The sequence below is a fragment of the Mesorhizobium sp. B2-3-5 genome (assembly GCF_006442395.1).
In the GTDB taxonomy this organism is placed as follows: Bacteria; Pseudomonadota; Alphaproteobacteria; order Rhizobiales; family Rhizobiaceae; genus Mesorhizobium.
Map to the genome: position 1 here is coordinate 64,218 of NZ_VFVX01000003.1, position 25,129 is coordinate 89,346.

Below are 25,129 nucleotides of genomic sequence, written 5' to 3' on the forward strand. Positions count from 1 at the left end.
CAGTGGAGCGCTCGCCAAGACGAGCTCACTGCCCCATCTTGTAATCAAGGAACCACTTCTTGTTGAGGGTGTCGAAAGTGCCGTCCGCCTTGAGAGAGGCAATCGCCGCGTTGACCGGCTTCACCAGATCCGAGCCTTTCGGGAAGATGAAGCCGAAATCCTCGCTGCCGAGCGGACCGCCGATCAGCTTCAGCTTGCCCTCCGAGGCATCGACATAGCCTTTGCCGGCGGTGCCGTCGGTGAGCACCACATCGACGTCGCCCGACTTCAATGCCTGCACGGTGGCTCCGAAGGTCTCGAACAGTTTGATGCGCGGGTTCTGCTCATTGCCGTCGAGCACGCTGTAGACGGCGGTGTAGAAAGGCGTCGTGCCCGGCTGCGCGCCGATCAGCCCGTCCTTGAAGGCGCCGAATGTCTTGGCGTCGGAGAAGCGGCTTTCGTCGCCGCGCACCAGCATGAACTGCTCCGAGCGCATATAGGGGTCGGAGAAATCGACCTTCTCCTTGCGGTCGTCCTTGATGGTGATGCCGGTCATGCCGATATTGTACTGGTTGTCGGAAACCGCCTGGATCATCGCGTCCCAGGAGGTGCTCTGGTACTCGACCTTGAAATTCAGCCGCTTGGCGATCTCGTTCATCGCGTCATATTCCCAGCCGATCTGCTTTCCCGTCTTGGCGTCGATGAATTGCAGCGGCGGGTAGGCGTTTTCGGTCACCACTACCACCTTCCTGCCCCCAAGATCGGGCAGCGCCTGCGCGAAGGCGGCGACAGGCGCCAGGACGAGAGCCAGCAGGCCGGCCAGCAGCAGTTTCGATTTGGTCATGACACACCCCCGGAAATTAAAGCGCCCGGACGTCGGCCGGGCCTGCAGGAAATCCGGCGCCGACTTTAGCTTTCCGCAAGCGCCATGCAAGACGGTCCGCTGCGTCAGCTCACGCGAAAACGGATTCAGATGCCATCAACGCGGAAATTCGGGGACAGCCCGTACCCAGTGATGGCGTGAGCTTATCCCAGGTCGGGAACCGACGACTCCCTATCTACCAGCCGGTCATCGACCGTTGCCTTACGCAGGTCGGCGACAAGACGCGTGAGCGTCGCGTGCAGGGCGTCCACCTCGGCCGGTCCCAGAGGCACGCTGCAAGCAAGCGCCGAGGACACATCCTTGATGCGGGCGCGCAGGGCCTGGCCCTTGGCCGTCGGCTCGACCAGCACCCGGCGTTCGTCGGCGGCATCACGCCGGCGGGTAACGAGGCCACCCGCCTCCATCCGCTTGAGCAGCGGCGTCAGCGTCGCCGAATCAAGCCCAAGCGCTTCGCCAAGCTCGCCGATCGTGCGCGGCGCGCGCTCCCACAGCGCCAGCATCACCAGATATTGCGGATAGGTCAGGCCAAGCGGCTCGAGCAGCGGGCGGTATAGCTTGGTCATCAACCCACTCGCCGAATAGAGCGCGAAGCAGAGCTGCTGGTCGAGACGCGGAACCGGGATCGCCCCGGCGGCTTTCGCCGGGACATCCTTGGCTCTCGTTTCGACCTTTGTCGTCATGCCGCCTTTACCGAAAGCGCCACATCGACATTTCCCCTGATGGCGTTCGAATAGGGGCAGATCTTGTGCGCCTCCGATACAAGCGCTTCCGCCGCCGCCTGATCAAGGCCTTTCGTTTCAGCCGCCAGCGCGACGCCGAGCTTGAAGCCCTCGCCATTGGGGAGCAGGCTGACGGTGGCGGTCATCGCGGCGTCCTGAAGCGGCAGCTTCTGTTTGCGCGCGACGAAGCGGATGGCACTTTCGAAGCAGGCGGCGTAGCCGATGGCGAAAAGCTGCTCGGGATTGGTGGCGCCGCCCGGCCCGCCGAGTTCCTTGGGCATGGCCAGATCGACTTTCAGTAGGCCGTCGCTGGTTTCGCCGTGGCCGGCGCGGCCGCCGGTGACGTGAGCCTGTGCCGTGTAGAGTGCCATATCATATTTCTCCATTTATCTTGTGCGCTATTGTTTAGTACACAAGATAATATGCCGTCAACACCTCGCTCCGGATTCCTGGGACGGAAGCGTTCACGGTCTGGTGAAACGAAAAAAGGCGGCCGAAGCCGCCTTTCAAAAAACGTTCGTCGAAACTTATTCGGCGGGGGTCGCTTCCGCGGCCTTGGCTGCCTCGGCGGCCGCCTTCTTCTCCGCGGCTTCCTTGGCGGCCGTCTCGGCGGCCAGCGCCTGGGCGGCGGCGACCTTCTCGGCCTCGATGCGGGCCTTCTCGGCGTTCAGCGCATCGCGCTCTTCGTCATTGAGCTTGCGGGCGCGCACGCCGGTGTTTTCCGAGATACGGGCCGACTTGCCGCGACGATCGCGCAGGTAATAGAGCTTGGCGCGACGCACCTTGCCGCGACGGACGATCTCGACGCCCTCGACCATCGGCGAGTAGACCGGGAACACGCGCTCGACGCCTTCGCCATAGGAGATCTTGCGGACGGTGAAATTTTCCTGGAAGCCGGCGCCGGAGCGGGCGATGACGACGCCCTCATAGGCCTGGACGCGGGTGCGGGTGCCTTCGGTCACGCGGACCTGCACGCGCACGGTGTCGCCGGGCTGGAATTCGGGAAGCTTGCGCTTGGCTTCGATCTTGGCGGCCTGTTCGGCCTCGAGCTGACGGATGAGATCCATCTCAATAATCCACTTCTTGTTCTTCCGACAGTCAGAGCGTCCAACACTTGCCTTGCAGTACCATCGACCGCTCGGCTATGCCCTTTGTCCCTGAGACATTTGCCTCCAAGACATCGGACAGGGGCGACTACACCGCCATCGTTGACGGGTCCGGCGGGTTTTCCAGCCAGTACGGGCGGGCACATACAGCTATTTCGGCGCTTTGTCACGCCCGAACGCTGTATTTTTCGCCAGCATGGCACCATCGTAATCGCGCCGTGCCGGGTTGTATACGTTCGACAAGCTTTCTAAGCCAGCGGTAGCACAATTCCAAGCGGCCGCACCCATGTCTCTCTTCGACGCCATCCTTCTCTTCTTCGCGGGCTTCCTGTCAGGCGCCGCCAATGCGGTCGCCGGCGGCGGCACCTTCATCACCTTCGGCGCCATGACGTTGGTCGGCCTGCCGCCGATCGTCGCCAACGCAACTTCCTCGGTCACCCAATTTCCAGGCTACATCACCTCGACGCTGGCCTATTGGGACGACATCAGGCATTTCTGGCGCGGTGCCCTGCTGCTCAGCCTGATCTCGGCGGTCGGCGCGCTGGCGGGCGCGCTGATCCTGCTGGCGCTCGACAATCCGTCCTTTCGGATCCTGGTGCCGTGGCTGCTTCTGGGCGCAACGGCGCTGTTCGCCGCCGGGCCATGGCTGAAGCCGGCGCCGAAACCCGGCCATGAAGCGTCGGTAGGCTCATTCGCCGGTTCGCTCGCGCAATTCGTCACCGCCATCTATGGCGGCTTCTTCGGCGCCGGCATGGGCGTGATGATGCTGGCGACGCTCGGCCTCACCCAGGCCGGCGACTACCACCGGCTGAACGCGCTGAAGAATATGCTGGCCATCGTCATCGCGGCTGTCGCCATCGTCGTCTTCGTCTCGGGCGGCGTCGTCGCCTGGCCGCAGGCGATCGTGATGATCCCGGGCGGCGCGCTCGGCGGCTATGCCGGCGTCTGGATCGTCAAGCGCGTGCCGCAGAATGTGGTGCGCGGCTTCGTCATCGCCGTCGGCCTGTTTCTCGCCTTTTACTACTTCGGCAAAGCATAACCAGCCGACTGGAGTGCTCAGTACGCGCTAGTGCCCGACGCGACGGTACTTGTAGTGGTCGCGGATGAATTCGGTGAAGAACCGACCCTTGGAGAAGGCAGCATTGAATTTCGCGAAGGTCTCTAGCTCGACTCCCTCATAGTCATATTGGGTCCCGCTTGGTGCGAACCGCACCGAGAGAACCTTTGTCGAGGGGTCGTAGTCTACGACCGTCAGCAGGTCCGGCCGCCGTTCAACCGTCAGCTTCTCTGCCTCACCGCGCCGCCAGTGCATGATCTTTTTGTGGTTGCCAGAAACCAGGACATCGGGAATCTCCCGTCCTTCGAATTCCTGTGGCCGCGTGTACTGCGGATGTTCTAGCACGCCGTTCTCGAAACTCTCTTCCATTCCAGACACGGCATTGCCCATGACACCGGGCAACAGCCGCACCACCGCGTCGAGCAGCACAAGCGCGGCCGGTTCACCGCCGGAGAGGATGAAATCTCCAATTGACATCTCCTCCAAACCACGGCTCTCGATCAACCGCTGGTCAACGCCCTCGAAGCGGCCGCAGACGATGATGGCGCCTGGTCCAGAGGCCAGTTCGCGCACGCGCCTCTGCGTGAGGGGTTCTCCTCGCGGGCTCATCAGCAGGCGCGGACGCACATCGCCCGCCGGCGAAGCATGGTCGATAGCCGTCGCCAACACATCGGCGCGCATCACCATGCCGGCGCCGCCGCCGGCCGGCGTATCGTCGACGGTGCGGTGCCTGTCGGTGGCGAAGTCGCGGATCTGGATCGCGTCCAGCGACCAGGTTCCAGCCTCCAGCGCCCGCCCCGCCAGCGACAGGCCGAGCGGGCCCGGGAACATCTCGGGATAGAGCGTCAGGACCGAAGCGGCAAAACTCACCGGTTGCCCCCGGCATCGCGCGGTCCGCGCGGCCTGCCCTTCGGGTCGAAGCCTTCCTCGCGCGGCGCGTCGCCATCCTCGTCCTCGACCAGTCCGGCGGCCACCGGGTCGACGCGGACAAAACCCTCGGCGATCGACACCTGCGGCACGGCTGCCTGCGTGAACGGGATCAGCACGCCCTTGCGGCCGGAGAGCGTCACATCGAGGATGTCGCCGCCACCGAAATTATGCACCGCGACCACCTTGCCGACGGCCGCACCCGTATCATCCCGTATTTCCAGTCCGATCAGGTCGGCATGGTAGAATTCGTCCTCCTCGCCGTCGTCGGGCAGCATCGAGCGGTCGACGAACAGTTCGGTGCCGGCCAGCGCCTCGGCGGCGTTGCGGTCATTGACACCCTTGAAACGGACCACGACGACGGTGTTGGCGGACCTTATGTCTGTTATCTGAAAGGCACGGCCATCCCTGGCATAGAGCGGCCCATAGTCGGCCAGCGCCATCGGCTCGCCGGTGAAGGTTTTCACCCTGAGCTCGCCCTTGATGCCGTGGGCGGCGCCGATAACGGCCATCTGGACGGGATTTTGCGGTTTGCTCATCGGCGCTTTTACCTTCGTCATCCACGGGCGCAGCAGGCGCGCAGCGGCTGCGCAGACCCGAGGATCCATTCCGTTACGGTGACCAAAACACACGGCAATTCAGAAAAGGCTCACCAGTCTCGTTCCAGCCAATCTCCTAGCCCCGCCGGGCCAGCATTTCAATGACGGGCTCTTCACCGCTTCCTAACCCGACCGGCGGAAAATGGCGGCGAACCGGAACAGACGCCATGCAGGAATTCCTCATCCCGGCAAAACCCGATCTCCAGGCGGCGCGCGAAAGCTGGCTGAAGATGCTGGCGCGCGAGCGCCGGCTGTCGCCCGAAACCGTCGAGGCTTATGAGCGCGATACGCGCCAGTTCCTGCATTTCCTCACCGGTCATCTCGGCGGGCCGCCAGGCATTTCGGACATCGCCGATCTGCGCCCGGCCGACCTGCGCGGTTTTCTCGCCGCCCGCCGCAACGCCGGCGCCGGCGCCCGCACCCTCGGCCGAGGTCTCGCCGGCATCCGCTCGCTTCTGCGTTTCCTCGAACGGAATGGCCTCGCCAACGCGGCGGGCGCCGCCGCGTTGCGCGCCCCGCGCCAGCCCAAATCCCTGCCAAAACCGCTGACGGCGAGCGACGCCAAACATGTCGTGTCGGTGGAAGGCCAACTGGCGGAGGAACCCTGGATCGCCGCCCGCAATGCTGCCGTGCTGACGCTGCTCTACGGCTCTGGCCTGCGCATTTCCGAAGCACTCGGCCTCGCCGGAGCCGATCTGGCCTCGGAAGCCGACACCGTGCTGCGCGTCACCGGCAAGGGCGGCAAGACGCGGCTGGTGCCGGTGCTGCCGGTCGCGCTCAAGGCGACTGCCGAATACCGCCGGCTCTGTCCTTACCATCTCGATCCGAAGGGCCTGCTGTTTCGCGGCGCGCGCGGCGGCCCGCTCAACCCGGCCATCGTCCAGCGCGAGATGGCGAAATTGCGCTCGGTGCTCAACCTGCCCGACACCGCGACGCCGCACGCGCTGCGCCATTCCTTCGCCACGCATCTGCTCGGCCGTGGCGGCGACCTGCGCATCATCCAGGAACTGCTCGGCCACGCCAGCCTGTCGACGACGCAGATCTACACCGGCGTAGACACCGCAAGGCTGCTGGAAATCTACGAATCGGCTCATCCGAGAGCGTGAAGCTCTGAGGGCGGTAGCCGGTTAGGACAATTTCGTAACGCCAGTTAACCGTTTCGCCGTTTTTTGGTCTTAGGAAAAAGACCATGAAACGCATCATTGTTATCGCCGACCGCGCAGCGTCCGTGTCGCTGAAGCTGCTTGTCGCGCTCAACGTCCTGTTTTTCCTGTCCTTCCTGGCTGTCCTTTTATTCGCGGCCGGCAGGGCGCATGCGGAAATGCCGACCTGCACCGGCGCCGACATGTTGTCGGCCCTGCAGAAGAACAGCCCAGCCACCTACAGCAAGATCGAGGCGGACGCCGCCGCCACGCTCAATGGCAAGGGCCTGTTGTGGAAACTGGAGAAATCAGGCGAACAGCCGTCCTACCTATTTGGCACCATGCACATGACCGACCAACGTGTCACCACGCTGCCGCCGCAAGCGCAGAAGGCCTTCGATGCATCAGGCACCCTCATCATCGAAACCACTGATGTGCTCGATAAGCAGAAGATGATGACGGCGATGCTCAAGGAGCCGGATCTGATGATGTTCACGGACTCCACGACGCTGTCGTCATTGCTGTCGCCCGACGATGCGGCGGCGATGAATGCAGCACTCGACGCGCGCGGCATTCCGCCGGCAACGGTCGCCAAGATGAAGCCCTGGATGCTTTCGGCCATGATGGCGCTTCCGGCTTGCGAACTCGCCCGCCAGTCCGGCGGAGCGCCGGTGCTCGACGTCAAGCTGGCGCAGAGCGCCAAGGCGGCCGGCAAGCCGGTGGAAGGATTGGAAACGGCCGAGAGCCAGTTGCGCGCCATGGCCTCGCTACCGCTCGCCTTTCACATGAAGGGTCTGGTCGACACGCTGAAACTGGGCGACAAGGTCAACGATATCAACGAGACCATGATCGTGCTCTACCAGCGCGGCGACACCGGCATGTTCTGGCCGCTGTTCCGCGCCGCCGTGCCGGAAGAGCAGAACGACGCTGCGGGCTATGCGGCCTTCGAGGAAACCATGATCACCAGCCGCAACAAGGTGATGGTCGACCACGCCGGACCGATCCTGGCCAGGGGCAATGCCTTCATGGCGGTCGGCGCCCTGCACCTTCCCGGTCCAGAGGGGCTGGTCGAAGATTTCCGCAAAGCCGGTTATACTGTCACCGCCGTCAATTGAGTCGGATGGCAGCGGAGGGAACCAAGCGCCGCGTTTCCGGCGTTTTCCTCCCCTAGCGTGAAACCCATTCAACGGTTGCGCGTTGATGGATGTTGATTGATCATTTTCATTTTCTCGGAGGACAGATTTATGGCGAACGCACCAAATCCAAACGACCCGTACAATTCGACCACCAATGCTCCACGGCCGAGCGGCGGCGGCAGCACTTGGCTGATTGCGCTGGTCGTGGTCATCCTGGCGGTTGTAGCGTATTACGTTTTCGGAAGAAGAGGTGAACATCCGGCACCCGCCGAGCCACCGGCCGCCAGCACACCGGCCCCGGCGCCCGCACCGGCTGAACCGATGAAGCCTGCTGAACCGGCCAAGCCAGCCGAACCTGCTCCCGCCCCGGCTCCGGCTCCAGCACCCGCTCCGGCACCTGCGCCAGCACCCGCTCCGGCTCCGGCACCCGCGCCAGCTCCGGCACCAGCACCCGCCCAGTAAGCGGCTCAGTGCCAAATCCGAGACGGCCCGCTGAAAAGCGGGCCGTCTTGTTTTGGAGCATGCGGCAACCCGGACGGGAACTGCCTCCGCGGGATACCGTCAATGGCAGTGCCGCCCCTCATTGCCCTGCCGTAACGGGGAGAAAGAGGCTGGTGCCAGCGCCGGCGCTTCTTCCTTGCAACGCTGACAATTGGCGAAACCGCCGACGACAGCGTCCTTCTCCCCGTTCACGGGAAGAAGATGGCGGCAGCCAGATGAGGGGCAGCGCGACGCTGACAAACTCTTGCGAGCGCCACGGAGCAGGACGGGCGAAGCATGGCCCGGCGAACCGTTGCCCCCTAGATATGGATCGGCTTGAAGAAGGTCGCCAGCGCCGCTTCCTTAACCGCTTCGGACATCGTCGGATGCGCGTGGCAGGTTCGGGCGAGGTCCTCCGACGAGCCGCCGAACTCCATCAGCACAGCCGCCTCATGGATCATTTCGCCGGCGCCAAAGCCGACGATATGCACGCCGAGCACGCGGTCGCTGGCCTTGTCGGCCAGGATCTTCACAAAACCGTCCGTGTGCAGCATGGCGCGCGCCCGGCCATTGGCGCTGAACGGAAACTTGCCCACCTTGTAGTCGATGCCGGCCTTCTTCAGCTCTTCCTCGGTCTTGCCGACCGAGGCGATTTCCGGGCTGGTATAGACGACGCTCGGAATGACGTCGTAGTTCACATGGCCGGCCTGGCCGGCAATGGTTTCGGCCACCGCCATGCCCTCGTCCTCGGCCTTGTGCGCCAGCATCGGTCCGGCGATGACGTCGCCGATGGCATAGATGCCAGGCATATTGGTCCTGAGATGACCGTCGGTCTTGACCCGGCCACGCTCGTCGACCTCTACTCCGGCCTCCTTGAGGCCGAGACTGTCGGCATAGGCGCGGCGGCCGGTGGCGATCAGCACGACGTCGGCCTCGATCGTCTCGGCCGCCCCACCCTTGACCGGCTCGAAGGTGACGCTGGCGACCTTCTTGGCCTTGGCGACGCCGGTGACCTTGGCGCCGAGCTTGAACTCGAAACCCTGCTTGGAGAGCATCCGCTGGAACTGCTTGGAGACCTCGCCGTCCATGCCGCCGAGGATCGTGTCGAGGAATTCGACGACCGTGACCTTGGCGCCAAGCCGTGCCCAGACCGAACCGAGCTCGAGCCCGATGACGCCGCCGCCGACCACCACGAGATGGCCGGGAACCTTCTCCAGCGAAAGCGCGCCTGTCGACGACACGATCACCTTTTCGTCGAAATCGACCTTGACGCCGGGAATGCCGGCGACGTCGGAGCCGGTGGCGATGACGATGTTCTTCGTCTCGATCTCCTCGACCTTGCCGTCCTCGCCGGTCACCGACACCTTGCCGGCCGAAATCACCTTGCCGGTGCCGCGAAAGGAGTCGATCTTGTTCTTCTTGAACAGGAAGGCGACGCCATTGACGTTCGACGCCACGGTCGTGTCCTTGTGCGTCATCATCTTCTTCAGATTGAGCTTCGGTGCCGGTATCTCGACGCCCAGCGTATCGAAGGAATGGCTAGCCTCGGCGAACATCTCGGAGGCATGAAGCAGCGCCTTGGACGGGATGCAGCCGATATTGAGGCAGGTGCCGCCGAAGGTTGCGTTCTTCTCGACCACCGCGACCTTCAGCCCGAGCTGTGCCGCCTTGATGGCGCAGACATAGCCGCCCGGCCCCGATCCGATAATAACGACGTCATAAGCCATCCATGTTTTCCTTTTGCTTGGCGCTCAGCGGCCGCCGCTTACGTTCAGGATCGCGCCCGTTATATAGGAAGCCGCATCCGACAGAAGGTAGAGAACCGCGCTTGCGACTTCATCGGCCGTGCCCGCCCGCTTCATCGGCAGCATGTCCTGCATCCGTGCCACGCGATCGGGCTGGCCGCCGGAGGCATGGATTTCGGTGTCGGTGATACCGGGGCTGACCGCATTGACCCGGACGCCCTCCAGCGCCACCTCACGCGCCAGGCCGATGGTCATGGTGTCGATCGCGCCCTTGGAGGCGGCGTAGTCGACATATTCGCCGGGCGAACCGAGCCTGGCGGCGGCGGACGAGATGTTGACGATCGCCCCGCCCTTGCCGCCGTGGCGTGTCGACATGCGCTTCACCGCCTCGCGGGCGCAGAGAAACGAACCGACGACGTTGATGCGCATCATGCGCTCCAGACGTTCAGCGCTCATCTCGTCGATACGTGCCTTGACGTCGACGATGCCGGCATTGTTGACGAAGGCGTCGAGCCGGCCGCAGGCGCGATCGACTGCGCCGAACATAGCCATGATATCGGCCTCGCTGCCGACATCGCCCTTTACCGCGAAAGCCTCCCCGCCGGCGGCCTCGATCTCGGCGACCAGCGCGTCGGCGGCAGCCTTGTTCGAGGCGTAGTTCACCGCGACGCGATAGCCGGCCTTCGACCCGAGCCGGCAGATCGCCGCGCCAATGCCGCGGCTGCCGCCGGTGACCAGCAGAACCTTCCCGCTCATTCCTGGCATCCCTTCAAGACGAACACATCCGACGGCACTTTGGAAAAGCCGCCGCCGCCAAAGGCGCGGGATTGCCGCAGCACCGGCCCGAGGTCAGCCAGGACCAGGGTTTTCGGCGCCTCTATGCCCTCGGCCGGCAACAGGCCGATCGTGCCCTTGTCATCCCCAGTGTAGATGACGCCGCCCCACAATGTGCAGGCGGCAAGCTCCTGGCCGGTGGCATCGCCCTCCGGGCATCTGTACATCAAGGAACCGTTCGGCCGAGGAGCCCCTTGCGTCCACATGACGATGCCGTTCAGCACGACATTGTTGTCGAGGATCAACCGAAACGTGTTGGTGACGGTCGCCGAGGTACCGGCCGGCATAAAATCTATCTCGGCGCCGCTCGTCTCGGCACCGCCTTGGGCATCACCATAGATGGCAAGCTCGATCGGGCAGGTGGCGAAGGCTGTCGAGCCGGCGAACAGGATCGCTGGCACCCCAGCGGCACATTTGATCATGAGGGATGCCAGGGCGTTGCGTTGCATTATAGCGGCCTAGTGGCTTTCGCGGCCGTCGGCGTTTTCCAGCACGCCGAAATCCGTCATCAAAAGCAACGGCTCGCCGGCCGCATTCAATCCCCAGAAAGACGGATAGATCCCGTCACCCCAACCACTCCAGAACATCGCAACGTTGATCGGGTTACCAGCAACGGGATAGTGCATGACGAACCGGTCCTGGTTGGGCGCGAACTCGGTTGCGAGCACGTCGTCATAGTAATTCTGGTCGGCCTCAAGTTTGTCTTGCTGATCCGACATCAACGCCATCGCCATCCTGTCCATGAACGAACCAAGGCCGGCATCGACGGGATAGCCAAATATCTCGTCGCCCTTCAAGGTCGATGCATCCTGGCCGGGCAAGGTTGCCAGTTCCCAGCGAATTGGCTTGCCGGGCCGGAAACACAGGACTGCCGCGGCAACACGGCCTTGTGCCTCAAGCAGCGAGACCGGGTAGCGCCCCGGTTTGATCTTACGGCTCAATGCTGGCCAGTCGATTCCGGTAGTCAGCGGATCGCAGGCGATGATTTCGCCTGTCGGCAAATTCAACTCGCCGATCGCTGTGACGGTTATCTCTCGCTCCGCCATTTGCGCTTCGCTCAGGTCGAAGAGGCCGAGATTGCTGCTCGCTTGCGCCGGATTCCATTCGGCCGACGCGGTCGGCATGGTCATGGAAGTCCAGGGCTCACGCCGCAACATCCGCAGCACACGGCCTAGCCTGAACCCTAACTCCTCTACCCAGTTGCCCATTGCGGATCAGCTCCGATCACAGATCGAGCACCAGCCGTTCCGGATCCTCCAGGCTTTCCTTGACCCGCACCAGGAAGGTCACCGCTTCCTTGCCGTCGACGATGCGGTGATCGTAGCTGAGCGCCAGATACATCATCGGCCGGATGACGATCTGGCCGCCGACCACGACCGGCCGGTCCTGGATCTTATGCATGCCGAGGATGCCCGATTGCGGCGCATTGAGGATCGGCGTCGACATCAGCGACCCGTAGACGCCACCGTTGGAAATGGTGAACGTGCCGCCCTGCATATCGGCGACCGATAGCTTGCCGTCGCGCGCGGCGATACCCAGCCGGCCGATCTCCTTCTCGATCTCGGCGATCGACATCTGGTCGGCATCACGCACCACCGGCACGACAAGGCCCTTCTCGGTGCCGACAGCGACGCCGACATGGGCGAAATTCTTGTAGATGATGTCGGTGCCGTCGATCTCGGCGTTGACCGCCGGGATTTCCTTCAGCGCGTGGGTGACGGCCTTGGTGAAGAAGCCCATGAAGCCGAGCTTCACGCCATGCTTCTTCTCGAACACGTCCTTGTACTTGGTCCGGAGCGCCATCACCGCTGACATGTCGACCTCGTTGAAGGTGGTCAGCATGGCGGCGGTCGACTGCGCTTCCTTCAGCCGGCGCGCGATGGTCTGGCGCAGCTTGGTCATGCGCACGCGCTCCTCGCGCGTGGCGTCGTCACCCGAGGACGGGGCGCGGGCGGCGGCCGGAGCCACCGGAGCGGGTGCCGCCTTCGGCGTCTCTGCCGGCTGCGATGGCGCCCCCTTGGAGATGGCGTCGAGGACATCGCCCTTCAGCACCTGACCGCGCTTGCCCGAGCCGGAAAGCTGGTCGACCGACAGATTGTTTTCGGCGATCAATTTCGCAGCCGCCGGCGCCGGCGGCATGGTGCGAGGCTCGACCGGCCCGGCATCGCCGGCGATCTTGGCGGTCTCGGCGGCGGCCTGCTTGGTGGTCTGCGCCGCGTCGGGGCTCGACGCCTGCGCCACGGCCTGCGGCTTGGCCGCCGGCGCGGCCGCGCCTCCAGCCGAAATCGAGCCCAGCAATGCGCCGACGCCGACTGTCTCACCTTCCTTGGCGGTGATTTCGCCCAGCGTGCCGGCGGCGGCGGCCGGAACCTCGACCGTCACCTTGTCGGTTTCGAGTTCGACCAGCGGCTCGTCGACGGCAATGGCATCGCCGACCTTCTTGAACCATTTGCCGATGGTCGCCTCGGTGACGGATTCGCCGAGAGTGGGGACGCGGATTTCGGTAGCCATTGTGCCTGTCCGTTGTTCCTGAGGTCTATTCGCCAAGCGCGTCTTCGAGCAAGGCGGCGAGCTGGGCAAGGTGCTTCGACATCAATCCGGTCGCAGGCGACGCGGCCGCCGGTCGGCCGGTGTAGCGCACCCGCTGATGCTTGGCGTCGATATGCGCCAGCACCCATTCCAGATACGGGTCGATGAACGACCAGGCTCCCATGTTCTTGGGCTCCTCCTGGCACCACACCATCTCGGCATTGCGGAAGCGCGACAATTCGGTGATCAGCGCCTTGGCCGGGAACGGATAGAGCTGTTCGACGCGCAGCAGGTAGATGTCATTGATGCCGCGCTTCTCGCGCTCCTCGTAGAGGTCGTAATAGACCTTGCCCGAACACAGCACGACGCGGCGGATCTTGCTGTCCTTGACCAGCTTGATCGCCTGGTTCGGCAACAGCTGGGCGTCATCCCACAGCAGCCGGTGGAACGAGCTTTCGCCCGACATTTCCGGCAGCGTCGACACCGCCCGCTTGTGACGCAGCAGCGACTTCGGCGTCATCAGGATCAGCGGCTTGCGGAAGTCGCGCTTCAGTTGCCGGCGCAGGATGTGGAAATAGTTAGCCGGCGTCGTACAATTCGCCACCTGCATGTTGTCTTCGGCGCAAAGCTGCAGGAAGCGCTCCAGCCTGGCCGAGGAATGTTCCGGGCCCTGGCCTTCATAGCCATGCGGCAGCAGGCAGACGAGGCCCGACATTCTGAGCCACTTGCGCTCGCCCGACGAGATGAACTGGTCGAACACCACCTGAGCGCCGTTGGCGAAGTCGCCGAACTGCGCTTCCCACAGGGTCAGCGCCTTCGGTTCGGCCAGGCTGTAGCCATATTCAAAGCCCAGCACCGCCTCTTCCGACAGCATCGAATTGATGACTTCGTAGCCGGCTTGCGCCGCCGACAGATTGTTCAGCGGGATGTAGCGGGTCTCGTCACGCTGGTCGTAGAGCACGGAATGGCGCTGCGAGAAGGTGCCGCGTTCGGAATCCTGCCCCGACAGGCGGATCGGATTGCCGTCCAGCAGGATGGCGCCGAAAGCCAGCGCCTCGGCCGTCGACCAGTCGATGCCTTCGCCGGACTCGATCGCCTCGCGGCGATTCTCAAGGAAGCGGATGATCGTCTTGTGCGCCTCGAAGCCCTTCGGCACCTCGGCCAGCTTCTTGCCGATTTCCTTCAGCGTCTTGACCGGCACGGCGGTCTTGCCGCGCCTTTGCTCATCCTGATTGTCGGCCGTGCGCAGGCCCGACCAGGCGCCGTCCAGCCAGTCGGCCTTGTTGGGCTTGTAGTGCTGGCCGACTTCCCATTCGGATTCCAGATGCGCGCGCCAGTCGGCCTTCATCTTGTCGAATTCGGCCTGGGCGATGTGGCCTTCGGCGATCAGGCGGTCGGCATAGATCTGCACCGTCGTCTTATGGGTGCGGATGTTGCGGTACATGATCGGCTGCGTGAAGGCCGGTTCGTCACCCTCATTGTGGCCGAAGCGGCGATAGCAGAACATATCCACGACCACCGGCTTGTGGAACTTCATGCGGAACTCGATCGCCACCTTGGTGGCATGGACCACGGCTTCCGGATCGTCGCCATTGACGTGGAAGATCGGCGCCTCGATCATCTTGGCTACGTCTGACGGATAGGGCGACGAGCGCGAGAAGCGCGGATTGGTGGTGAAGCCGATCTGGTTGTTGATGATGAAATGCAGCGTGCCGGCGACGCGATGGCCGCGCAGGCCGGACAGGCCGAGGATTTCGGCGATCACGCCCTGGCCGGCGAAGGCGGCGTCGCCGTGCAGGAGCAGAGGCAGCACCTTGGCCCGCTCCTCCAGCGGCACGATCTCCTCGCGGCCGCGGCCGAACAGATAGTCCTGCTTGGCGCGCGCCTTGCCCATCACCACCGGGTCGACGATTTCCAGGTGGGACGGGTTGGCGGTCAAGGACAGATGCACCTTGTTGCCGTCGAACTCGCGGTCTGAGGAGGCGCCGAGATGGTACTTCACGTCGCCCGAGCCCTCGACCTCGTCGGGAGCGGCCGAACCGCCCTTGAACTCGTGGAAGATGGCGCGATGGGGCTTCGCCATCACCTGGGAGAGCACGTTGAGGCGGCCACGATGGGCCATGCCGAGCACGATTTCCTTCAGGCCGAGCTGGCCGCCGCGCTTGACGATCTGCTCCAGCGCCGGGATCAGCGATTCACCACCGTCGAGGCCGAAGCGCTTGGTGCCCTTGTACTTGACGTCGATGAACTGCTCGAAGCCTTCCGCCTCGACCAGCTTCGACAGAATCGCCTTCTTGCCGGCGGCGGTGAACGAGATTTCCTTGTCGGCGCCCTCGATGCGCGCCTGGATCCAGGCCTTCTCCTCGGGATCGGAAATGTGCATGAACTCGACGCCCAGCGTCGAGCAATAGGTGCGGGTCAGGATTTCCAGCATCTGCCGGATGGTGCTGAATTCGAGCCCGAGCACATTGTCGAGGAAGATCGGCCGGTCGTAATCGGCTGCGGTGAAGCCGTAATTCTCCGGCGACAGCTCGTTATAATCCTCGAGCGGCTTGGCGATGCCGAGCGGGTCGAGATTGGCGTGCAGATGGCCGCGCATGCGGAAGGCCCGGATCATCATGATGGCGCGCACCGAATCGCGCGTCGCCTGGTGCACGTCGGCGTCGGACAGCACGACGCCGTTGGTGACCGCCTTGTCCTTGACCTTCTTTTCCAGGTGCTTTTCGACGATGCCCCAATTGCCGTCGAGCGCCGACACCAGTTCGCCATTGGCCTGCAGCGGCCAGGAGGGCTTGGCCCAGGACGCACCCTTGGCGTTCTTGCGCACATCGCCGGCATCGTCCTTCAGCCCGGCGAAGAACTCCTGCCACTCGGGATTGACCGAGGCGGGATCGTCCTCATACGCCGCGTAGAGCGCGTCGATATAGTCGGCGTTACCGCCATAGAGGAAAGAGGTGAGCGAAAACTGATCGTTGGCCTGATCTTGTCGTGCCATGTGATTGTCGAAGCCTTGGCTTCGTCTCCTTTTCAAGGGGAATAGTGAGTAGTCGGTAGTGAGTAGAAAAATGGAAATTTCCGACTCAGCGACTACTCATACGTTCTTCCCTTTTCACTACTGCCTACTGACTACTGACTACTGACTATTCACTAACCCTTGATCGCCTCGACCAGCGTCGTGCCGAGCCGCGCCGGCGATGGCGAAACTTTTATGCCGGCCGACTCCATCGCCGCGATCTTGTCTTCCGCGCCGCCCTTGCCGCCGGAGATGACCGCGCCCGCATGGCCCATAGTGCGGCCGGCCGGCGCCGTGCGCCCGGCGATGAAGCCGGCCATCGGCTTGCTGCGGCCACGCTTGGCTTCGTCCTTGAGGAACTGCGCGGCGTCTTCCTCCGCCGAACCGCCGATCTCGCCGATCATGATGATCGACTTGGTCTCGTCGTCGGCGAGGAACATCTCGAGCACGTCGATGAACTCGGTGCCCTTGACGGGGTCGCCGCCGATGCCGACGGCTGTCGTCTGGCCGAGACCGACATTGGTGGTCTGGAACACCGCCTCATAGGTAAGCGTTCCCGAGCGCGATACAACGCCGACCGAACCCTTGCGGAAGATGTTTCCGGGCATGATGCCGATCTTGCATTCGTCGGGGGTGAGCACGCCCGGACAGTTCGGACCGATCAGTCGCGAGGTCGAACGGTCGAGCCGCGCCTTGACCCTGACCATGTCCATGACGGGAATGCCTTCGGTGATGCAGACGATCAGCGGGATCTCTGCCTCGATAGCTTCGATGATGGCTTCGGCAGCACCCGCCGGCGGCACATAAACGACGGACGCATTGGCGCCGGTCTTTTCCTTGCCTTCGGCGACACTGGCGAAGATCGGCAAGGTCTCGCCCTTGGCGCCGGTCCAGGTCTCGCCGCCCTTCTTCGGGTGGATGCCGCCGACCATTTTGGTGCCGTGATAGGCCAGCGCCTGTTCGGTGTGGAACGTGCCGGTCTTGCCGGTCAGGCCTTGCACCAGCACCTTGGTGTTCTTGTCGACGAGAATGGACATCGGAGCCCTTTTCTAAAAACCGTTGATCGAGGAAGGCGAGACGCGCCGGTAGATGCCGCTCACCATGTCTTGCCAGGCATCGCTGCCAGCGGGTTTGAAGTGCAGTCGCATGCGGTAGGTGTCGGCATCGTCGAAAATATAAGCCACGCGCGCCGAGCCACGCGGTGACGACCGATCCAGAGTGAGTTCGTCGCCGTTCCAGGCACCGGACGCAGGCAAGGCCGGCACGAACCCCGTCGAGTCGAACTGGTGCATGGTCACGACGCTGTTTTGCTGGTCGAATCCGAACACGGTGTGCGCGCCGAAGGAGACCGTGCCGTCGCGGCGCTGGCGATAGCGCTGCAGCACGAACAGGCCGCCGAACTGCGCCTCCGCCAGCACATCCGCGGTCGCCGTGCCGGCGTCGGTCCATTGCGTGCCCGCCACCTCTTCCTCGCCGCGCCATGCGCCGATCAGCGCCTGCAGGCGCTGATGACCGGACGAGAGCGAAGAGAAGGATGCGGCGTTCATGGTCAGAGCCACTTCAGGTCGGAGACGGTGAGGTCGCTCTTGGCATTGTCAGTGTTGAGCGTCGTCGCCGGCTCGAACATCAGCACCACCGGCTCCGCCGTGAGCGATCGCGGCCGATGCTCGACGCCGCGCGGCACGACGATGAAATCGCCCTCGCCAAGCTCGACGGGACCGTCACGGAAATCAATGGCAATGCGCCCGCGCAGCACGAGAAAGGCCTCGTCCTCATGGTCATGCGCGTGCCAATCGAAAACCTCACCGAACTTGGCGACCTTCGCCTGGCTGTCGTTCACGTCGCCGGCAATATGCGGATCGAAGACCTTGCTGATCTTCCGGTCCGCCGCCTCGACCAGGTTTATCTTGCGCGGGGGCATCCGCTCAGCCCTTCACCGCCTTGACGATCTTCTTGGCGGCATCGTCCAGATCATCGGCCGAGACGACATTCAAGCCGCTGTCATTGATGATCTTCTTGCCGAGCTCGGCATTGGTGCCTTCCAGGCGCACCACCAGCGGCACTTTCAGCCCGACTTCCTTGACCGCGGCGATCACCCCCTCGGCGATGATGTCGCATTTCATGATGCCCCCGAAGATGTTGATCAGGATGCCTTTGACGGCCGGATCCTTGGTGATGATCTTGAACGCCGCCGTCACCTTCTCCTTCGACGCGCCGCCGCCGACATCGAGGAAATTAGCCGGCTCAGCGCCGTAGAGCTTGATGATGTCCATCGTCGCCATGGCAAGCCCGGCGCCGTTGACCATGCAGCCGATATTGCCGTCGAGCGCGACATAGGCGAGGTCGTATTTCGACGCCTCGATCTCCTTCTCGTCCTCTTCGGTGGTGTCGCGCAGTTCCATCAGGTCGGGATGGCGGAACAGCGCGTTGTTATCGAACGACACCTTGGCGTCGAGCACGCGCAGCCGGCCGTTCTTCATGACGATCAGCGGATTGACCTCGAGCAGGCTCATGTCCTTCTCGACGAAGGCCTTGTAGAGGATCGGGAACAGTGTGCCGCCATCGCTGGCCGCGTCGCCGTCGAGCTTCAGCGCGGCATTGAGCTTCTCCACGTCGTCCGCCGTCACACCCTTTTCGGGATCGATGGCGACGGTGATGATCTTCTCCGGCGTGTCATGCGCGACCGCCTCGATGTCCATGCCGCCCTCGGTCGAGACGACGAAGGCGATCCGGCCGACCGAGCGGTCGACAAGGATGGACAGATAGAGCTCGCGCTCGATGTCGGCGCCGTCCTCGATATAGAGCCGGTTGACCTGCTTGCCGGCCGGACCAGTCTGCTTGGTCACCAGCGTGTGGCCGAGCATCTCATTGGCGTTGGCGACCACTTCGGCCACCGACTTCGCCAGCCGCACGCCGCCCTTGGCGTCGGGGCCGAGTTCCTTGAATTTGCCCTTGCCGCGGCCGCCGGCATGGATCTGGCTCTTTACCACATAGAGCGGGCCGGGCAGCGCTTGTGCCGCGGCTTCCGCCTCGCTTGCCTTGAACACCGGCACGCCTTCGGCCACCGGCGCGCCAAAGCTCTTCAGCAGCGCCTTGCCCTGATATTCATGGATGTTCATCGGGAACTGTCTCCAGGTCGTTTTGGCGGGGTTTACTTCGAGGCGAGTTGCGGCGCGATCTTGACGCAGGCCTCGGTCAGGCCCTGCACCGCCGCCACCGAGCTATCGAACATCTTCTGCTCGGCCTTCGACAGGTCGATCTCGATGATGCGCTCGACACCGCCGGCGCCGATCACCACGGGAACGCCGACATAGGTGCCCTTGACGCCATACTGGCCGGAGAGGTGCGCCGCGCATGGCAGCACGCGCTTCTTGTCCTTCAGATAGGCTTCCGCCATCGAAATCGCCGAGGCCGCGGGCGCGTAGTAGGCCGAGCCGGTCTTGAGCAGGCCGACGATCTCGGCGCCGCCGTCGCGGGTGCGCTGCACGATCTGGTCGAGCTTCTCCTTCGAGGTCCAGCCCATCTTGACGAGGTCGGGCAGCGGGATGCCGGCGACCGTCGAATAGCGGATCATCGGCACCATGGAATCGCCGTGGCCACCCAGCACGAAGGCGGTGACGTCCTCGACCGAGACCTTGAATTCCTCGGCCAGGAAATAGCGGAAACGCGACGAGTCGAGCACGCCGGCCATCCCCACCACATGGGTCTTGGGCAGGCCGGAAAACTTCTGCAGCGCCCACACCATGGCGTCGAGCGGGTTGGTGATGCAGATGACGAAAGCCTTCGGCGCGTACTTCTTCAAGCCGGCGCCGACCTGTTCCATGACCTTCAGATTGATGCCGAGCAGGTCGTCGCGGCTCATGCCCGGCTTGCGCGGCACGCCGGCGGTGACGATGCAGACATCGGCACCCTCGATGCCGGCATAGTCGTTGACGCCGGTCAGCCGGGAGTCAAAACCATCGACCGGCGACGACTGCGCGATATCGAGCCCCTTGCCCTGCGGAATGCCCTCGGCGATATCGAACAGCACCACGTCGCCGAGGTCCTTGAGGCCGATCATGTGGGCGAGCGTGCCGCCGATCATGCCCGAGCCGATAAGCGCTATCTTGTTGCGTGCCATGTGAGGATGATGTCCCTTTGTCTGTGACTGCGCCCAAATCTTTGACGACTTGATGACGGCGTCGAGGAAGAGGCTGGAAGGATGCGGGAACCGCGAGATTTCGCCGCACCCATAGCCTCGGCGCACGATAAATTCAACCGATTATTTCGAAGCGAGCATTTTCAATCGGTTAGACCAGTTGGGACTTACGTAAACGTCAAAGTTTACAAGCCACTTGGGGGAATTTACACAATGACGATCGAGATCAGAAGGCTCTTTCCCAGCGATGACGCCCTTGTGATACGGATGGCCGGCGAGGTGTTCGATGAGCCGGTGGGGCCCGATCTCCTTGCCAGCTATCTCGCGCAATCGGGCCATTTCATGATCATGGCCGTGGCCGAGGGCGCTGTCGTCGGCCGATGCGCGGCGGTCATCCATCCGACAAGCCGGCCGAACTCTACATCGGCGAGGTCGGCGTCTCGCCAGCTTTCCAGCGCCAGGGCATCGCCCGAAAAATGCTTGACGCCGTGTTCGCGATCGGCAGGGAAAATGGCTGCGCGGAGGCTTGGGTCGGCACCGAGCCGGACAATCTTCCGGCCCGGGCGCTTCATGAATCGCGCAAGGAGCCGCGTGGCGAGGCGGAGAGTTCTGTGATGTATGCGTATCAGCTGTAGTTTTGATGCTGGCGGGACAGAGGGTGGGACGGAACGCGACAGACCGGCTTTTGATGTCTACGCCTGCGCCCGCCCCGCTTCCGCTGGTATCGTCCGCGCCTTCCGCCGCTCCGCCCAATCCTCCAGCCAGTCGCGGCTTTGCATCTCGATAAGCCGTGACGCCGTGCGTTCGAACTCGAACACCTCGACACCGCGCTTGGCCACGTAAAGCTCTTGCGGCGGCGCCTCGGCGCTCACCACCAGCCGGACATGGTGGTCGTAGAGCGTGTCGATCAAGAGGATGAAGCGCTTGGCTTCATTGCGCTTGCCTTCGCCCAGTATCGGCACGTGATCGATGAAAACGGTCGAGAAGCGCCCGGCGATGGCCAGGAAATCGCGCGTGCCGAGCGGCTTTTCGCAGAGGTCGGCGAAGGAAAACCGCGCCGCGTCGCCGGCTGCGGCCGGCACCGCCACTTGCCGTCCCTTCAGCGTAAGCGATGTCGCCGCTGTCGGCGCGCCGCGCGTCATCGTCCGCCAGGCCTCGTCGAGCGCCTGGTCGGCCGCGGCATTGGCCGGCGTTACATAGACCGGCGTGCGGGCAAGCTTTTCCAGTCGATAGTCCTTGTCGCTGTCGAGCGACAGCACCTGCGCGTGCCGTTCCAGAATGCCGATGAAGGGCAGGAAGAGCTGGCGATTGAGCCCGTCGCTGTAGAGGTCTTCCGGCGCCACGTTCGAGGTGGCGACCAGCACCACGCCATTGGTGAACAGCGCCGAAAACAGCCTGGACAGGATCATCGCGTCGGCAATGTCGGTGACCGAGAACTCGTCGAAGCACAGCACCCAGGCCTGCTCGGCGAGCGCCTTGGCCACGGGCGGGATCGGATCGTCTTCCCTGACGTCGCCGTTCTTGCGCGCCTGCCGGTGCTTCTGGATGCGGTCCTGCACCTCGGCCATGAAGTCGTTGAAATGGACGCGGCGCTTGCGCCTGACCGGCACCAGCTCGAAGAACATGTCCATCAGCATGGTCTTGCCGCGGCCGACACCGCCATGGATGTAGAGGCCCTTGACGGCCGCATGCGTGTCGCGCTTGCGGGCAAACAGCCAGCCCAGCGCACTGGATTTTTGCGCCAGCCGCTTGGCCGAGATCTCGTCGATCAATCGGTCGAGCGCGGCGGTGATTCTCTCTTGCGCCGCATCGCGCCCGATCACGCCGGTTTCCACCAGATGGTCGTAGCGCTGCCTGACGGTCACATGGGTCTGGAGGCCGTCACGCAGATGCATCGGTCACGTCGTTTGTTCAGAGCAGGATGCTCCGGGGAGGACTAGGTGTGTTGAGATTCAGGTCAGGCCGAGCCGAGAATGTCGGCTTTCGAGAACCGGAGCGGAGCGTACTTTTGGGCACGTGAGCACCGGAAGCGCAGAAAGCCGCCGTTCGCAGGCCGGCATCACCTGAATATCGGCACACTAGCTACCTTGTAAGCGAAATCGGCTGGCCGTTGGAAGTCTGGCCGTCGAATTTTGAGCCGCCCGAGGAATAGAGCCGCGCCAGCGAACCGCCATTCTCGTCGTAAAGCGTCAGCTGCTTGCCGGTGACGTTCCACGACTTGATGCCGTCGATCGGCGCCGGACAGTGCAGCGGCCCGGCGCGGAAGCCGGCGCCGAACTTGGTCTGCGGCGTCGCGATCTTGCAGCTCTGCCCGGAAACGCTGGCGTTCCACACGCCCGCGACGCTTGCGGCGCTAAGGTCCGCGGCGCCGGCGGGCGCGGAGCCGTCCGGCGGCAGCGAAGCCACCTGCGTGTTCTGCGGCGCGGTCGGGAATTGCGACGGGTCGGTGGTGCCGGGCGAAGCCGGCGGCGGCAATTGGTTGGAGGTCACCTGGCCGGAAGGCGCCGGCTGCAGCGGCGCTGGCTGCTGTTCGTCCATCGACGAGAATCGCGAGGTCGTGCAGCCGCTTGCAAAAAGCGCAGCCAGGGATACGGCCGCCAGGCCGCTTTTCGAAAAATTCATTACCACCTCCGTCGGATCCGGCTGGGGGAACGCCGTCCGCGCAATCTCACCTCCACCAAAATGGAGAAGGTGGCGAAATTTCAACCCGATATGGTTAAAATAGGGTTTGCAGCAAGATTTGTTGCAGATTTATCACATAATGCGTGTCGCCAAAAATGCGCGGCGGTTTTGGGACACGGCATACGTCAAATGATCCCGGGCGACATATGGCCAGTTGGCAGCCCGAAGTAGCCAAGGTGCCGCCCTGACCGATGGCATTCGGCCGGCAAACGCTTGCGCCAGGCGAGGCAGGGCCTATGTCAGGGAAACGAACCCCCGCCGGAGCAAAGACTTGATCGCGAGAAAGAGAGCCGCCAATCGCTACTATAGCGGCCCGACCAGCGACCATTTCGACGGCACCTTGTTCTTCAATCCCGATGGCAAGCCGCCTGGCCGCTTTGCCGATCTCCTGAAATGGAAGCTGAATGGCCGGCGCTCGAAATGGCCGGCGGCGCAGCCGAGCCCGTTTCAGCGAGCAAGGCCGGCTGCACGGGTGGAAGGCTCCGATCTGAAGGTTACCATGGTCGGCCATTCCACATTGCTGATCCAAACGGCTAGCCTGAACATCCTCACCGATCCGATCTGGTCGCGGCGCTCGTCGCCGTTTTCGTTCGCCGGTCCCAAACGCGTCGGTCCGCCAGGCATCGCTTTCGCCGACCTGCCGCCGATCGACCTCGTGCTGGTCAGCCACAATCACTACGACCATCTCGACCTCGCCACGCTGAAGCGGCTGAAGGAAACGCACGACCCGCTGGTCATGACACCGCTCGGCAACGACACCATCATCAACGCCGCCGTGCCGGGCATGCGGCTGACGGCGCATGACTGGGGCGACAGGGTCGCCGTTGGAGATGGCATCGCCATCCACGTCGAACCCGCGCATCACTGGTCGGCGCGCGGCGCCCGGGACCGACGTATGGCGCTGTGGGCCGGCTTCGTCATCGAGACACCGGGCGGAAAGATCTACTTCGCCGGCGACACCGGCTTCCATGAAGGCATTAACTACCGGCTGATCGCCGGGAAGCATGGCGGCTTCCGCTTCGCCATCCTGCCGATCGGCGCCTATGAGCCGCGCTGGTTCATGGCGCCGCAGCACCAGAACCCGGAGGAGGCGGTGCAAGGCATGCTTTTGTGCAACGCCGCCTTGGCCGCGGGTTGCCACTGGGGCACTTTCCAGCTCACCGACGAGTCCTTCGACGAGCCGGTTCGCAAGCTGGCCGAGGCGCTGGACGATCAAGGCATCGCGCCGGAGCGCTTTCGGGCCTTGCGGCCCGGCGAGGTCTGGAACGTGCCTTGAGGCGCATCGGCGATTGCCATTTACGCCGTGGCTGTTTTGCCCCACCATGCCGGCTCAAAGGAACGGAGACGCGTCTCGTGAAAATAATCCTGGCAGCCCTGCTCGCCACCGCCATCTGCACGCCGGCGGCCTTCGCTAGCGAAATCAGCGACCGGGCCGCCGAGGCCGAGAAGTTGCTCCAGTCGGGGGATGGCCCCGGCGCGATGGAAAAATTCAACAGCGCCGAGGAAGCCTTCTGGAAGGCGATGCCGCTTGGCGTGCTCAACCTCAAGCAGGTGGACAGCGCCACCGGCTTCGGCATCTACGGCGAACGAGCCAATCACATCTACAAGCCCGGCGAGAAGATCGTCCTGTACATGGAACCGGTCGGCTATGGTTATGGCTCGGACGGGCTCGGCAACAGCTCCATTGCGCTTTCGGTCGACATCACCGTCGTTTCCGCCGCGGGACAAACGCTGGGCACGATGGAGAAGGTTGGCCGTGTGCAAGTCGCCTCGCGCTCGCACAACCGCGAGTTGTTCTTCAAGCTGGACCTCTCGCTCGATGGCCTGCCGCCCGGCAAATATCGCTGCGACTTCCTCATGCACGACGAGAATTCGGCCAAGACGGCGCCGTTCAGCACCGACATCGAGATCGCCGGCTAATTTCGTAGCCTGGAACCCAAATGCCATGGGGACGTTTTCAAACGGTTTCAAAAATCCGACGTCTGAGGCATCCCCATGATTAAATGGATCATCATTCTTCTCATCATCGCCGCCGCGGCGAGCCTGCTCGGCATGCCGGCGCTCGCGGGAGCCGCCGCCACCGGCGCGCGCGTTCTCATCGGCATCGTTCTGATCATCTTCCTGTTGGTGGTGCTTGGCATCTTCGCGGTGACGTAAGGC

28 protein-coding genes and 1 pseudogene are annotated in these 25,129 nt (G+C 63.6%); 7 read left to right on the forward strand and 22 right to left on the reverse strand.

What is annotated here, in order from left to right:
* Positions 1-25: 25 nt before the first annotated feature.
* The 4 genes from FJ958_RS04910 to rplS all read right to left on the reverse strand — a co-directional run bounded on the left by FJ958_RS04910 (position 26) and on the right by rplS (position 2,648).
* Entirely contained in the window at positions 26-823 is a 798-nt protein-coding gene (locus tag FJ958_RS04910; protein WP_140740139.1) for a transporter substrate-binding domain-containing protein, read from the reverse strand.
* Positions 824-1,005: 182 nt separating this feature from the next.
* Positions 1,006-1,542: a MarR family winged helix-turn-helix transcriptional regulator gene (locus tag FJ958_RS04915; protein ID WP_140740142.1), complete on the reverse strand. Its 537-nt coding sequence runs from the start codon at positions 1,540-1,542 to the stop codon at positions 1,006-1,008.
* Positions 1,539-1,952: an organic hydroperoxide resistance protein gene (locus tag FJ958_RS04920; protein WP_140740145.1), complete on the reverse strand. Its 414-nt coding sequence runs from the start codon at positions 1,950-1,952 to the stop codon at positions 1,539-1,541. The genes FJ958_RS04915 and FJ958_RS04920 overlap by 4 nt, the downstream gene beginning before the upstream one ends.
* A 156-nt stretch (positions 1,953-2,108) precedes the next feature.
* A complete protein-coding gene (rplS, locus tag FJ958_RS04925) occupies positions 2,109-2,648 on the reverse strand; it encodes a 50S ribosomal protein L19 (RefSeq protein ID WP_140740147.1) in 540 nt (179 codons plus the stop codon).
* Between the two features lie 325 nt (positions 2,649-2,973).
* Between rplS and FJ958_RS04935 the strand changes: the two genes are divergently transcribed.
* Entirely contained in the window at positions 2,974-3,726 is a 753-nt protein-coding gene (locus tag FJ958_RS04935; RefSeq protein ID WP_140740150.1) for a sulfite exporter TauE/SafE family protein, read from the forward strand.
* 27 nt (positions 3,727-3,753) lie between these two features.
* Here FJ958_RS04935 and FJ958_RS31905 read toward each other — a convergent pair whose 3' ends face one another.
* From FJ958_RS31905 to rimM, 3 genes and pseudogenes are all read right to left on the reverse strand, one after another.
* A complete protein-coding gene (locus tag FJ958_RS31905) occupies positions 3,754-3,945 on the reverse strand; it encodes a KTSC domain-containing protein (protein WP_281406645.1) in 192 nt (63 codons plus the stop codon).
* Positions 3,940-4,614, reverse strand: a pseudogene (trmD, locus tag FJ958_RS04940) (tRNA (guanosine(37)-N1)-methyltransferase TrmD); the annotation flags it as partial. The pseudogene trmD and the gene FJ958_RS31905, both read right to left, overlap by 6 nt.
* Positions 4,611-5,210 carry a ribosome maturation factor RimM gene (gene rimM, locus FJ958_RS04945; protein WP_140740157.1) on the reverse strand — a complete coding sequence of 200 codons (600 nt, stop codon included), beginning with the start codon at positions 5,208-5,210 and terminating at the stop codon, positions 4,611-4,613. The gene rimM and the pseudogene trmD, both read right to left, overlap by 4 nt.
* Positions 5,211-5,437: 227 nt before the next feature.
* Here rimM and FJ958_RS04950 point away from each other — a divergent pair, with 227 nt between their 5' ends.
* Positions 5,438-6,376 (forward strand): tyrosine recombinase XerC, encoded by a 939-nt coding sequence (locus FJ958_RS04950; RefSeq protein WP_140740160.1) that lies wholly within the window; start codon positions 5,438-5,440, stop codon positions 6,374-6,376.
* Positions 6,377-6,459: 83 nt separating this feature from the next.
* Positions 6,460-7,527, forward strand: coding sequence for a TraB/GumN family protein (locus FJ958_RS04955; RefSeq protein ID WP_140740163.1), 1,068 nt, complete (start codon positions 6,460-6,462; stop codon positions 7,525-7,527).
* A 68-nt stretch (positions 7,528-7,595) separates the two neighbouring features.
* Here FJ958_RS04955 and FJ958_RS31495 read toward each other — a convergent pair whose 3' ends face one another.
* From FJ958_RS31495 to mdh, 13 genes are all read right to left on the reverse strand, one after another.
* Positions 7,596-7,760, reverse strand: coding sequence for a hypothetical protein (locus FJ958_RS31495; RefSeq protein WP_181176283.1), 165 nt, complete (start codon positions 7,758-7,760; stop codon positions 7,596-7,598).
* Positions 7,757-8,071 carry a hypothetical protein gene (locus tag FJ958_RS31500; RefSeq protein ID WP_181176284.1) on the reverse strand — a complete coding sequence of 105 codons (315 nt, stop codon included), beginning with the start codon at positions 8,069-8,071 and terminating at the stop codon, positions 7,757-7,759. The genes FJ958_RS31495 and FJ958_RS31500 overlap by 4 nt, the downstream gene beginning before the upstream one ends.
* A 277-nt stretch (positions 8,072-8,348) precedes the next feature.
* Positions 8,349-9,755: a dihydrolipoyl dehydrogenase gene (gene lpdA, locus FJ958_RS04965; RefSeq protein ID WP_140740166.1), complete on the reverse strand. Its 1,407-nt coding sequence runs from the start codon at positions 9,753-9,755 to the stop codon at positions 8,349-8,351.
* 24 nt (positions 9,756-9,779) lie between these two features.
* A complete protein-coding gene (locus FJ958_RS04970; protein WP_140740169.1) occupies positions 9,780-10,529 on the reverse strand; it encodes an SDR family oxidoreductase in 750 nt (249 codons plus the stop codon).
* Positions 10,526-11,029, reverse strand: a complete 504-nt coding sequence (locus FJ958_RS04975; RefSeq protein ID WP_181176285.1) for a hypothetical protein — start codon at positions 11,027-11,029, stop codon at positions 10,526-10,528. Before FJ958_RS04975 ends, FJ958_RS04970 begins: the two co-directional genes overlap by 4 nt.
* Positions 11,030-11,065: 36 nt before the next feature.
* Positions 11,066-11,815, reverse strand: a complete 750-nt coding sequence (locus FJ958_RS04980) for a DUF4241 domain-containing protein (RefSeq protein ID WP_140740175.1) — start codon at positions 11,813-11,815, stop codon at positions 11,066-11,068.
* A 16-nt stretch (positions 11,816-11,831) separates the two neighbouring features.
* Positions 11,832-13,118 (reverse strand): 2-oxoglutarate dehydrogenase complex dihydrolipoyllysine-residue succinyltransferase, encoded by a 1,287-nt coding sequence (gene odhB, locus FJ958_RS04985; protein ID WP_140740178.1) that lies wholly within the window; start codon positions 13,116-13,118, stop codon positions 11,832-11,834.
* A gap of 25 nt (positions 13,119-13,143) precedes the next feature.
* A complete protein-coding gene (locus FJ958_RS04990; protein WP_140740181.1) occupies positions 13,144-16,131 on the reverse strand; it encodes a 2-oxoglutarate dehydrogenase E1 component in 2,988 nt (995 codons plus the stop codon).
* Positions 16,132-16,283: 152 nt separating this feature from the next.
* Positions 16,284-17,186 carry a succinate--CoA ligase subunit alpha gene (gene sucD / locus FJ958_RS04995; protein ID WP_140740184.1) on the reverse strand — a complete coding sequence of 301 codons (903 nt, stop codon included), beginning with the start codon at positions 17,184-17,186 and terminating at the stop codon, positions 16,284-16,286.
* A gap of 12 nt (positions 17,187-17,198) precedes the next feature.
* Positions 17,199-17,696, reverse strand: coding sequence for a DUF1579 family protein (locus FJ958_RS05000; protein WP_140740187.1), 498 nt, complete (start codon positions 17,694-17,696; stop codon positions 17,199-17,201).
* 2 nt (positions 17,697-17,698) lie between these two features.
* Entirely contained in the window at positions 17,699-18,070 is a 372-nt protein-coding gene (locus tag FJ958_RS05005; protein WP_140740190.1) for a cupin domain-containing protein, read from the reverse strand.
* A gap of 4 nt (positions 18,071-18,074) precedes the next feature.
* Complete coding sequence (sucC, locus tag FJ958_RS05010; protein WP_140740193.1) at positions 18,075-19,268, reverse strand: ADP-forming succinate--CoA ligase subunit beta; 1,194 nt, start codon at positions 19,266-19,268, stop codon at positions 18,075-18,077.
* A gap of 32 nt (positions 19,269-19,300) precedes the next feature.
* Complete coding sequence (gene mdh / locus FJ958_RS05015) at positions 19,301-20,269, reverse strand: malate dehydrogenase (protein WP_140612906.1); 969 nt, start codon at positions 20,267-20,269, stop codon at positions 19,301-19,303.
* 398 nt (positions 20,270-20,667) lie between these two features.
* Here mdh and FJ958_RS31910 point away from each other — a divergent pair, with 398 nt between their 5' ends.
* Positions 20,668-20,922, forward strand: coding sequence for a GNAT family N-acetyltransferase (locus FJ958_RS31910; RefSeq protein ID WP_246679492.1), 255 nt, complete (start codon positions 20,668-20,670; stop codon positions 20,920-20,922).
* Between the two features lie 57 nt (positions 20,923-20,979).
* On the opposite strand, the gene zapE is transcribed toward FJ958_RS31910, so the two are convergent.
* Positions 20,980-22,182: a cell division protein ZapE gene (zapE, locus tag FJ958_RS05025; protein ID WP_140740196.1), complete on the reverse strand. Its 1,203-nt coding sequence runs from the start codon at positions 22,180-22,182 to the stop codon at positions 20,980-20,982.
* Between the two features lie 187 nt (positions 22,183-22,369).
* The gene (locus FJ958_RS05030) at positions 22,370-22,909 is read right to left on the reverse strand and encodes a protease inhibitor Inh/omp19 family protein (RefSeq protein ID WP_140740199.1); all 540 of its coding nucleotides are present in this window, start codon (positions 22,907-22,909) and stop codon (positions 22,370-22,372) included.
* Positions 22,910-23,240: 331 nt separating this feature from the next.
* Between FJ958_RS05030 and FJ958_RS05035 the strand changes: the two genes are divergently transcribed.
* The 3 genes from FJ958_RS05035 to FJ958_RS05045 all read left to right on the forward strand — a co-directional run bounded on the left by FJ958_RS05035 (position 23,241) and on the right by FJ958_RS05045 (position 25,126).
* Positions 23,241-24,245 carry an MBL fold metallo-hydrolase gene (locus FJ958_RS05035; protein WP_140740202.1) on the forward strand — a complete coding sequence of 335 codons (1,005 nt, stop codon included), beginning with the start codon at positions 23,241-23,243 and terminating at the stop codon, positions 24,243-24,245.
* A 77-nt stretch (positions 24,246-24,322) separates the two neighbouring features.
* Complete coding sequence (locus tag FJ958_RS05040) at positions 24,323-24,889, forward strand: hypothetical protein (RefSeq protein ID WP_140740205.1); 567 nt, start codon at positions 24,323-24,325, stop codon at positions 24,887-24,889.
* A 75-nt stretch (positions 24,890-24,964) separates the two neighbouring features.
* Positions 24,965-25,126, forward strand: a complete 162-nt coding sequence (locus FJ958_RS05045; RefSeq protein WP_140696027.1) for a DUF1328 family protein — start codon at positions 24,965-24,967, stop codon at positions 25,124-25,126.
* Positions 25,127-25,129 lie beyond the last annotated feature (3 nt).